At 34.5% G+C, this 8,597-nt stretch carries 13 protein-coding genes and 8 tRNA genes; 5 read left to right on the plus strand and 16 right to left on the minus strand.

All coding sequences use genetic code 11. The features are described from left to right. Positions 1-28 precede the first annotated feature (28 nt). The 6 genes from ACFCT9_RS04705 to ACFCT9_RS04730 all read right to left on the minus strand — a co-directional run bounded on the left by ACFCT9_RS04705 (position 29) and on the right by ACFCT9_RS04730 (position 2,352). Entirely contained in the window at positions 29-229 is a 201-nt protein-coding gene (locus ACFCT9_RS04705; RefSeq protein ID WP_412521283.1) for a hypothetical protein, read from the minus strand. A gap of 135 nt (positions 230-364) precedes the next feature. Next, the gene (locus tag ACFCT9_RS04710) at positions 365-583 is read right to left on the minus strand and encodes a DUF2829 domain-containing protein (protein WP_412521285.1); all 219 of its coding nucleotides are present in this window, start codon (positions 581-583) and stop codon (positions 365-367) included. Positions 584-629: 46 nt separating this feature from the next. After that, a complete protein-coding gene (locus tag ACFCT9_RS04715) occupies positions 630-857 on the minus strand; it encodes a hypothetical protein (RefSeq protein ID WP_412521286.1) in 228 nt (75 codons plus the stop codon). Further along, entirely contained in the window at positions 858-1,631 is a 774-nt protein-coding gene (locus ACFCT9_RS04720) for a phage antirepressor (protein WP_107547634.1), read from the minus strand. It lies immediately after the preceding gene. 13 nt (positions 1,632-1,644) lie between these two features. Continuing rightward, positions 1,645-2,091, minus strand: coding sequence for a hypothetical protein (locus ACFCT9_RS04725; protein WP_412521288.1), 447 nt, complete (start codon positions 2,089-2,091; stop codon positions 1,645-1,647). Positions 2,092-2,103: 12 nt separating this feature from the next. Further along, positions 2,104-2,352, minus strand: a complete 249-nt coding sequence (locus tag ACFCT9_RS04730; RefSeq protein WP_070848526.1) for a helix-turn-helix transcriptional regulator — start codon at positions 2,350-2,352, stop codon at positions 2,104-2,106. Positions 2,353-2,545: 193 nt separating this feature from the next. Between ACFCT9_RS04730 and ACFCT9_RS04735 the strand changes: the two genes are divergently transcribed. The 5 genes from ACFCT9_RS04735 to ACFCT9_RS04755 all read left to right on the plus strand — a co-directional run bounded on the left by ACFCT9_RS04735 (position 2,546) and on the right by ACFCT9_RS04755 (position 5,743). Beyond that, positions 2,546-3,184, plus strand: coding sequence for a S24 family peptidase (locus tag ACFCT9_RS04735; protein ID WP_107543911.1), 639 nt, complete (start codon positions 2,546-2,548; stop codon positions 3,182-3,184). 16 nt (positions 3,185-3,200) lie between these two features. Next, complete coding sequence (locus ACFCT9_RS04740; RefSeq protein WP_412521290.1) at positions 3,201-3,770, plus strand: DUF5067 domain-containing protein; 570 nt, start codon at positions 3,201-3,203, stop codon at positions 3,768-3,770. Between the two features lie 35 nt (positions 3,771-3,805). Further along, positions 3,806-4,321 carry a hypothetical protein gene (locus ACFCT9_RS04745; RefSeq protein WP_262583318.1) on the plus strand — a complete coding sequence of 172 codons (516 nt, stop codon included), beginning with the start codon at positions 3,806-3,808 and terminating at the stop codon, positions 4,319-4,321. Position 4,322: 1 nt separating this feature from the next. After that, entirely contained in the window at positions 4,323-4,631 is a 309-nt protein-coding gene (locus ACFCT9_RS04750) for a hypothetical protein (RefSeq protein ID WP_412521291.1), read from the plus strand. A 65-nt stretch (positions 4,632-4,696) separates the two neighbouring features. Continuing rightward, complete coding sequence (locus tag ACFCT9_RS04755; RefSeq protein ID WP_412521293.1) at positions 4,697-5,743, plus strand: tyrosine-type recombinase/integrase; 1,047 nt, start codon at positions 4,697-4,699, stop codon at positions 5,741-5,743. Positions 5,744-5,805: 62 nt separating this feature from the next. On the opposite strand, the gene ACFCT9_RS04760 is transcribed toward ACFCT9_RS04755, so the two are convergent. The 10 genes from ACFCT9_RS04760 to ACFCT9_RS04805 form a co-directional block, all read right to left on the minus strand. After that, positions 5,806-5,894 (minus strand) — tRNA-Ser (locus tag ACFCT9_RS04760). Positions 5,895-5,942: 48 nt separating this feature from the next. After that, a tRNA-Glu gene (locus ACFCT9_RS04765) sits at positions 5,943-6,014 on the minus strand. A 1-nt stretch (position 6,015) separates the two neighbouring features. Then, a tRNA-Asn gene (locus ACFCT9_RS04770) sits at positions 6,016-6,090 on the minus strand. A 13-nt stretch (positions 6,091-6,103) separates the two neighbouring features. Then, positions 6,104-6,177 (minus strand) — tRNA-Gly (locus ACFCT9_RS04775). A gap of 11 nt (positions 6,178-6,188) precedes the next feature. After that, a tRNA-His gene (locus ACFCT9_RS04780) sits at positions 6,189-6,264 on the minus strand. Between the two features lie 22 nt (positions 6,265-6,286). Next, a tRNA-Phe gene (locus tag ACFCT9_RS04785) sits at positions 6,287-6,359 on the minus strand. Positions 6,360-6,369: 10 nt separating this feature from the next. After that, a tRNA-Asp gene (locus ACFCT9_RS04790) sits at positions 6,370-6,445 on the minus strand. Positions 6,446-6,464: 19 nt separating this feature from the next. After that, positions 6,465-6,538: transfer RNA gene (locus tag ACFCT9_RS04795), tRNA-Met, on the minus strand. 407 nt (positions 6,539-6,945) lie between these two features. Then, entirely contained in the window at positions 6,946-7,479 is a 534-nt protein-coding gene (locus tag ACFCT9_RS04800) for a transcription repressor NadR (RefSeq protein WP_412521295.1), read from the minus strand. Next, the gene (locus tag ACFCT9_RS04805) at positions 7,451-8,569 is read right to left on the minus strand and encodes a cysteine desulfurase family protein (RefSeq protein WP_412521296.1); all 1,119 of its coding nucleotides are present in this window, start codon (positions 8,567-8,569) and stop codon (positions 7,451-7,453) included. Before ACFCT9_RS04805 ends, ACFCT9_RS04800 begins: the two co-directional genes overlap by 29 nt. Positions 8,570-8,597: the final 28 nt, after the last annotated feature.

Here is an 8,597-nt window from a genome sequence, read left to right on the forward strand (position 1 = left end):
TCGATTGTGGTTTTTGGTATATTTCAACCTAGCGACGATAATTAGCTAGGTAATGTTGTTCTCTATCAATTAGGTAGAGAATCTCATTTATTTCAGCGTATGAAAGTTTAGCGTTTTTAATTTCTTCGTTTAATCCTTTTTTTAGTAACTTTTGTTCTTTGTTAAGCAAATTGTTACCTGTTTCAATGCTACGAAGTTGCGGATTTACTACTCTTTTTATTTCTTGCATTATTTGTCCCTCCTATTAAGTTGTTTGTTCAATATTTGGTATAATCACCTGGGGAGGTGATATTGTGCTTACAAACGAAGCGAATTTTGTTTTACATCATTTTTAATAGACTTAAAAAAACTAACGGGCGCTTGATTATTCTCCTACAACATGCCATTCATCAGATATTAAGTCCTCTGCCAATGGTTGCCATCTTTGCTTATAGGACTTCTTATCTGGGATGGTGTACAACATGCCGTGGTACGAGTCATTTGTGGGTAATATTTCTCCTCTTAAACCTTCATTTCTTAAATCTTTTCTATAAATAGATTTACCTTTTTCCATTGCTAACTTTGTTGCTTCTTGAATGTTCACTTTGTTTCACCTCCTTTAATTCCGCTCGATTGTGGGTAGGGTGTTGTTAATCATCTTCTCCATCTAAATCAAAATGTTGTCCGATTTGGTCAATCGCCCATTCGATCATTGATTCAAGATGTTGCTCTCTGTCTACTTCATATGTGTGTTCGATAGTTCCTATCCCTCGAACAGATGTTGTGTCGCCATGTAGAAATGTTGGACCTTTATCCTGCTTAGCAACATACAAAGTCAGTACAATGTCATTTAATTTTTCTTTTTGTTCTGGTGTCATTTATACTCCTCCTAAATTAGCTTCATAACCGAAGTCAGTCATGATTTCGTGTATTTTCAATCTACCTTTTTGAGTCCATCTGGTTTGTAAAACCGTATCCTCTCTACCGTCAGAGCGCACAATTGGTATAGTGTCTGATTCTGTATAGCTTTTGCCCATATGCTCTGAGTAAAGAACCCACTGTTTGTTCACTTTTCGTTGTAATCTAGCTTCATGCAGCAACTTATTTAACTTTTGCGCTGAAATACCGTAGTCTGCTGCGATTTGTGTTGTAGCCAATGTCCCAGTTGACTTTAATATTTCATCAACATAGTCTGCTTTGGGTTTTAGTTCTCCGATTTCTTGTTGTAAAAGTAAATTTTGTTCTTTTTCTTTCTTATACTCAGTCAACACTGTAATGATGTAATCCGGATTCTGTATCGTTTGTTCAATCACACTGTCCGTTGCGTAGATTCCATGTTTGCGAATTGCTGGTAGAACTTCATCAAAGATCCATTCTTCAAATTGCTCTGCTTGAGGTAATTTTGAACGTGAGATTAATCTGTATAAATTACCTTCATCAATGAACTTTTTAACTTGCTTTCTACCTAACGAATCGATGACGTCGTGTTTCACGACCCCACGTTTTTTTGTGTGCCTTGAGATAGCATCTCGCGGATTTGTATAACCGAGAACTTCCGCTACCTTGATTGCTGGAAAATACTCTTTGTTATCGATAGTTAAAATTTCTAAATCTCCGAATTGTGAGTTTTGAAATACTTTTAAATTTTGCATGTGATTTCCTCCTCTACTCAAAATCTTCAATAGTTAGTTTCGAAAGACGTTTTTTGTACAGATGTAAGTACATGTCCTTAAAGTATCTGTAAACTTTTACAACATCTTCAAATTCACTTTCGCTTAAATCAGAGTTTTTACTAATGCCAAAAACCGCTAAACTTAACTTTCTAATGAGGTCATGAATTTGATCATCATATACTTTTCCATTAAAGTGTTTGTTGTTTCCCATAGGATATTTTTTTAAAGCCAATGGTCTATAATGATGCCCTCTAAATGGAGGTTTTATAAACTTTGTAAAATTAAAGTCTTCATTGATGTTCGTTATATCGTCTTCTTCAATTCTTACTTCACTAAAAATTGAGATTGGTTTAATTGTTTTCTTACCATCCAACCTTTTACTTACTTCGCGTTCTACAATTTCAATCAATTCTTGTTTCGTTAATGTGATTTGCTCCATGGTTTCCTCCTATTAAGTTGATACTTTTTGTTTATCGCCTACCAAAACGTATTTAAAATACGATTCTTCTTTTAAAAAAATAATCTCATCAATAGAGACGTTAAGTGCTTTCGCTATTTTAAAAGCATCTTTAGGTTTAATCATTTCAGGATTATTTTCCCAAATATTATATGTTGATGGAGAAATACCAATAACTTTAGCTAGTTCTGGTTGTGTGTATTTTTTTCTAGATCTCCATTCTTTCAACGTAAGTTCTGTCATGTTTGTCACCTCTTTCTCTCAAGCTCTGACCAAAGTATATCGTATTTAAAATACGTTTTCAAGTGTTTTTTGTAAAAACTTTTAACTTTTTCGTAAATAAATTTCGAAATAACGTATTTTAAGTGTTGCAATTACGATTTTTCATAGTATAATAAAGGTGTCGAAAATATCACATATAAGGAAGGTAATTAAAATGGCTTTCAAAAATTCCATCAAAGAAATCAGACTTAAAAATAAACTTTCAAAAGTTGAAATGGCAAAGAAACTAGATGTTTCTGAAGGTACCATAAGAATGTGGGAAAATGGCAAGAATGAACCTAGAATGGGTATGGTGGAAAAGATTTCAAGTTTGTTTAATGTTTCTAAAGGCTATCTTTTAGGTGAAATTGATAGCGTAGCTTTGCCTGAATTTGAACAAGATGTTGAACTTTCGTATTATGGCAAAGTTTCTGCTGGTAATTTTGAAGAAGTAGCAGTTGAATCATCTAAAATTAAAGCCCCTTCTTCTATATTCAATGGACGTAAACCAAGCGAATGTATCGCGTTGCAAATCAATGGAGACAGTATGAATAAAATACTTGCCAATGGTTCATACATAGTCGTACACGATTATAGAATTAATCAAGATTACAAATTAAATAGTAACGATATTTTAGTATTACGTTTAGGTGGAGAGTACACAGTAAAGCGTGTTAGACGAACTGAAACAAAGCTGCATTTAGATCCAGTAAGTTATTCAGATGAATTTAAGACAAATTCATTCGACTTAGAATCTATTGATGAAATAGAAGTAATTGGAAAAGTGATTTATAACTATCAAACATTTGAATAAAAAGGAGAAACAAAAAATGAAAATCAAACTATTAGGAACATTAGCATTATCATCTGCATTATTACTCACAGCATGTGGACAAGAGGATAATAAAAAAGAGGAAAATAACAAAGTAAGTAAAGTTAATGAAAACAAACCTACTTTTAAGGATAATACTTTAGTTTTGGACCAAGCCACTTTAAAAATTGAAGATATATCTATTGTTCATGACAAAGACGCTAATGAAGATTTATTAGCTTTTAAGTATGAAGTCAAAAACAAATCTGACAGTCAAGAAATCACGCCTCTCAATGTATGGATTGCTGCTTTCGAAGCCATACAAGATGATGAGGATACAGAAAGTAAATTAGAAGTGGGTGTTACACCTAATACAGGCAAATATGAATCATGGAGCGAACACTCTATGGACACAATTAAAGAGAATGGTTCAGCTAAAGGAATTATTACCTACACTTTAAAAACTAAGAACGATGTTTTACTTAAAGCAAAACAAGGTGTTAACGGTAAAGATCTAGGTCAAAAACGTATTAAAATTGATGATTTAAAAAGAGAAGACTATTCATTAACTCAAGATATTGCAAAGTAATCCCCCCTCCACTCTGGGGCGAAGGAGGAACTTTTATGAAAACACCAAATAGTGATGGAGAAATAAGACCATGTTTAAGTAACTTTAAATTCTATATAGGTCAAACAGGACAGGAAGAAGATAATCCTTTATTAGATTTCAACAGATTGAAAGACGGCTCTGAACTAGGCATAGAGTTTACAGTTAGTGGATTGAATAGAATATATATAAATGATGAAAGTAACGCTATATCTCTGGTTGTATTATATTACGAGAGAGTTGGACAAACAGGTTTTAAACTAAATAATTTATGGTCAGTAGAACTGAATGATAAAGATATGAAAGATTCTTATAAAACCTTTAAAATCTCGCTTGCAAAAGTATATTTAGATCTAGTCAAGAGAAAATATGATATGTATTTAAACTATCCTCTAATTAAGATAATCACTTTACCTGGCAAGTTTGATTTTGAAAAATTAGACGAAGAAACCTTATCACACTGGATGACTTGGTCACATCATAATGAACTATTATGCGCTAAAATACCAATGATTCCAGAGTCGGAGGAATAAAATGGGAGAAATAATTGAGTATAAGGAACTTTTAAATGAATTTAATAAAACTATTCCAGACGCACATGATACAATGGAGTCAAGAACAAATGATTCCGGAGGTGGGATTATGAGCGGCAACTATATTACTAAAGAAATGTTTGAACAATTTGAGAAACGTATCGATGATAAATTAGATTCTTTACCTGATAGAATGGCTGATAAAATGGATGCTAAAATTAGCAAATTCGAGGCAAAACAAACTAAGTGGTTCGTAGGCATTGGAATTACATTGATTGGCACTTTCTTAAAAGTGTTTGGAATAATTTAATAATTCTAGGGGTACACCACCGTACCCTTATTATTTTTTACCTTTTTTGAGGAGGAATGAGTAAAATGGCATCATTTACAGTAACAAAACGTAAAAATAAAACTTCAACTTCATGGCAATACGATGTTAAACATCCGTCTTTTAAATCCGGCAAGAAACGTAAATCTGGCTTTAAAACTAAAGCCGAAGCAGTTAATGCAGCACAACAGTTAATTAGAGATTTAGAAGATGGCAATATATTGGAAGATAAAAAATTCAATGAATACTACAATGAATGGCTTGAAATTAAAAATAAGAGGAAATTATCTAAACGACAAACTTACTGGTATGATCGTGCTATAAAACTATTTGAAGAGTATTTTGGAAACGGTATGCTGACTAAAAACATTACTCGAACGGAATACCAGAAGTTTTTAAATAATTATGGAGAAGGTCATACGGATGAAACTGTACGCAAAGTACATGGCTGTTTATCTCGCTGCATACGTGACGCAGTGTATGACGGATATTTGAAAAAAGACCCCACTTATAACGTAGAAGTTAAAGGAACAAAAAAGTCAAAAGAAGAATCTACAAAATTTATGACAATCAAACAGTACCTTGACTTGATTGATTATTTTAAAACTAAAAACGAAGAAAGTTATATCTTTTTATACATTTTAGCTATTACTGGAGCTAGATATAGTGACATTATTAATATGGTTGATATAGACTTGAATGAAAAAGATGGAATCATACACTTGCGTGGAACTAAAACAGCTAATGCCGATAGATTTGTAGAGGTAGCACAAAAAGATATAAAGCTTATTAAATCTAAATTAGCTAACTTGCCTAAGCGTGTTGATGGTAAATTATTTAAATTAAGTCATAACGCTGTTCAAAAAGCATTTAATCATGCTAAGGAAAAAATAAATTTGAAAGACGATTCTATAACACCTTATGCACTAAGACACACGCACACATCTTATTTACTTTCAAAAGGTATTCCAATCGAATATATAAGCAAGCGTTTAGGCCATTACAATATATCAATCACACTTGACACATATTCACATTTGCTTGATGAACATAAAAAAGAGCAAGGCCAACGTGTCAGAGAATTATTTTCTTGACACATATTTGACACTTGATAATACAAAACATTGATATATCAACGTTTATAAGCTGTTATTTACGGAGAGTGAGGGATTCGAACCCTCGAGACGCTTGTGGCGCCTACACACTTTCCAGGCGTGCTCCTTCGGCCAGCTCGGACAACTCTCCATGTATACAAATTAAAAAATCAGAAACGATAATTCGTTTCTGATTGAATGACTCCTACGGGACTCGAACCCGTGTTACCGCCGTGAAAGGGCGGTGTCTTAACCGCTTGACCAAGGAGCCGTGGCTCCACAGGTAGGACTCGAACCTACGACCGATCGGTTAACAGCCGATAGCTCTACCACTGAGCTACTGTGGAATAATAAGTAATTTGGAGCGGGTGATGGGAATCGAACCCACAACATCAGCTTGGAAGGCTGAGGTTTTGCCATTAAACTACACCCGCATTAACGATTATGGGGCGGCTGATGGGAATCGAACCCACGAATGTCGGAACCACAATCCGATGTGTTAACCACTTCACCACAACCGCCAGACAAATAATACAATAAGAATGGTTCAGGACAGAGTCGAACTGCCGACACATGGAGCTTCAATCCATTGCTCTACCAACTGAGCTACTGAACCTTAATTAAAATGGCGGTCCCGACGGGAATCGAACCCGCGATCTCCTGCGTGACAGGCAGGCGTGTTAACCGCTACACTACGGGACCTCTCGAAAAAAGATATGTATTGCGGGAGGCGGATTTGAACCACCGACCTTCGGGTTATGAGCCCGACGAGCTACCGAACTGCTCCATCCCGCGGTAATATTATTAATCTTGCGACTTACCTATTTATCATATCACAAATTGTTAATCAATGTCAAACCTTTTTTAACAATTTATGAATTTTATTTTTGAAACGTTAAGGTTGTTTCGAATTTGTTACCTCTTTTTTCAAGACAATACCTAGTATATCTACTTCCATACCTTGAGTCAACCAGTTTTCGTTAGAAATAAGTGTAATAAATATATAATTGTTATAAATTTTTATATTTAGAGTGCAAATGGTCTCTTTTTATTAGAGATTTAGCGTTTTACAGACTTCTCTTTTGTAAATTTCTTTAAGTTGACGATTGATATCAAGTCTATAGCTATGTATTTTCTCCCCTTTTAAGTAAAAAACATCTCCAACTTTTAAATTGTTGAAGATGTTCTTGTCTAAATTGTGGTTATACCATTTCTTCACTTTCTGCGAGAAATCCTTTTTGATCTAAATCATCAATCGCATTATCTAAAATCTTTTCCGTATCTGCAGACAATGTGTGCAGATGAATACCATCTGTTAATTTCGCTAACATCGTACCTTTAAAACGTCTCATTTCTTCTACAAAGACTTGAATATCATCTTCAGTTTCAATCATCAATTCAGCACGGATACTGCCATAAACTGGGTGTTCTACAGAAACATCATCAATCATTGCACCATTTTCTACGATAAGTCGTAATTCTGCTTCCATTTCTTCATAGTCATGTTGACACATCACAACACGCTTACAAGATTTACCTTGTGGCGCAATATCCATAAAGTATCCCTTACTCGTTGAACTGATCGCATATTCTTTTGTCTTTAAATGTGAAATGTCTTTCACAATAATTTGTCTTGATACACCAAAACGTTCACTCAGTTCTGAACCTTTAATAGGTCTAGTTGATGTTTGTAAAAGTTCAACGATTTCAGTTCGTCGCTGATCCGCTTGACTCATGGGCAGCCGCTCCTTCTAATATTTTATCTATTTCATTAAAACATGTGTCTATCTCATCTATAGTTGAACTGCTGGAAAATGAAATACGAACATATTGATCCGCTTCATATTTTGTTTGTTTAATCTTTTCAATTAAACCGTCACTCAATAATAAACCATGACCGCACGCTGTACCAGTTGAGATACATATATTGCGACTAGAAAGTGATTGCATAATATATTGGCCCTCAAATTTCGGTGTTAACAAGCCAATAACATGCGGTGCTTGTTGCTCGTTTTTCAATACGCCAAAACCAGATGCTACAGCACGTTCTGTCGCATAGTTGTGCAACTGTACTAAATGGTCCTGTTCAGCATCTAATGATAATGCTCTAGTCATTGCTAAGATACCTGGAACATCTAACGTACCATTTCGTGTACCTTCTTCATGGAAATAATGCACATTCGTAGGTCTCACAGATTTATGTTCAATTAATAATGCACCTACACCCTTAGTTCCTTTAAATTTATGTCCAGAGAATGAATAAGAGGTGAAAGCTTGAATTGCTTTATCTTCAATCTTTTGAACCGCTTGTACCCCATCCACATGAAATGGAATGTTAAACGATTGTGCTAATTGCGCAATGTCATGTACAGGTAAGATATATCCCATTTCTGAATTCACATGCTGGGCAATAATCAAAACAGTCTCTGCATCTATTAATGCTTCTAACGCTGTTAAGTCAATTGCACCTTCTTGTGTCAAAGGCATTTCTACAATGTTAAATTGTTTTCTATAAGGGTCTAAAGCTGCAAAAATAGAAGGATGTTCATAAGGTGAAACGAGTACTTTACCTTCTTGGGCTTGTGATAAATAAATATCAATTGCGATTTGGTTTGCGTGTGAACCGCTCGTTGAAAATAACACTTCTTTGTCTGTATTGAAATATTCTTGGATATAGTGTCGGCTGGAACTCAAGGCTTCTCTTGCCATTTCTCCACCGACATGTAAACTTTCGCTATTAAAAAATAATGTTTGTTGTGCTTCGTTATATATTGCCAGCGCTTCTTTTGATGGTTGTGTTGTCGCTGCATTATCTAAATAAATCATATCTTTTCTCCCCCACTTGCAATTATCT

Source organism: Staphylococcus simulans, assembly GCF_047037175.1.
GTDB lineage: Bacteria > Bacillota > Bacilli > Staphylococcales > Staphylococcaceae > Staphylococcus > Staphylococcus simulans_C.

Excerpts from the sequence above, each read along its gene's own strand:
- ACFCT9_RS04705 (WP_412521283.1), bottom strand. The coding sequence starts at position 229 with ATGCAAGAAATAAAAAGAGTAGTAAATCCGCAACTTCGTAGCATTGAA.
- ACFCT9_RS04715 (WP_412521286.1), bottom strand. The coding sequence starts at position 857 with ATGACACCAGAACAAAAAGAAAAATTAAATGACATTGTACTGACTTTG.
- ACFCT9_RS04720 (WP_107547634.1), bottom strand. The coding sequence starts at position 1,631 with ATGCAAAATTTAAAAGTATTTCAAAACTCACAATTCGGAGATTTAGAA.
- ACFCT9_RS04725 (WP_412521288.1), bottom strand. The coding sequence starts at position 2,091 with ATGGAGCAAATCACATTAACGAAACAAGAATTGATTGAAATTGTAGAA.
- ACFCT9_RS04730 (WP_070848526.1), bottom strand. The coding sequence starts at position 2,352 with ATGACAGAACTTACGTTGAAAGAATGGAGATCTAGAAAAAAATACACA.
- ACFCT9_RS04735 (WP_107543911.1), top strand. The coding sequence starts at position 2,546 with ATGGCTTTCAAAAATTCCATCAAAGAAATCAGACTTAAAAATAAACTT.
- ACFCT9_RS04740 (WP_412521290.1), top strand. The coding sequence starts at position 3,201 with ATGAAAATCAAACTATTAGGAACATTAGCATTATCATCTGCATTATTA.
- ACFCT9_RS04745 (WP_262583318.1), top strand. The coding sequence starts at position 3,806 with ATGAAAACACCAAATAGTGATGGAGAAATAAGACCATGTTTAAGTAAC.
- ACFCT9_RS04750 (WP_412521291.1), top strand. The coding sequence starts at position 4,323 with ATGGGAGAAATAATTGAGTATAAGGAACTTTTAAATGAATTTAATAAA.
- ACFCT9_RS04755 (WP_412521293.1), top strand. The coding sequence starts at position 4,697 with ATGGCATCATTTACAGTAACAAAACGTAAAAATAAAACTTCAACTTCA.
- ACFCT9_RS04800 (WP_412521295.1), bottom strand. The coding sequence starts at position 7,479 with ATGAGTCAAGCGGATCAGCGACGAACTGAAATCGTTGAACTTTTACAA.
- ACFCT9_RS04805 (WP_412521296.1), bottom strand. The coding sequence starts at position 8,569 with ATGATTTATTTAGATAATGCAGCGACAACACAACCATCAAAAGAAGCG.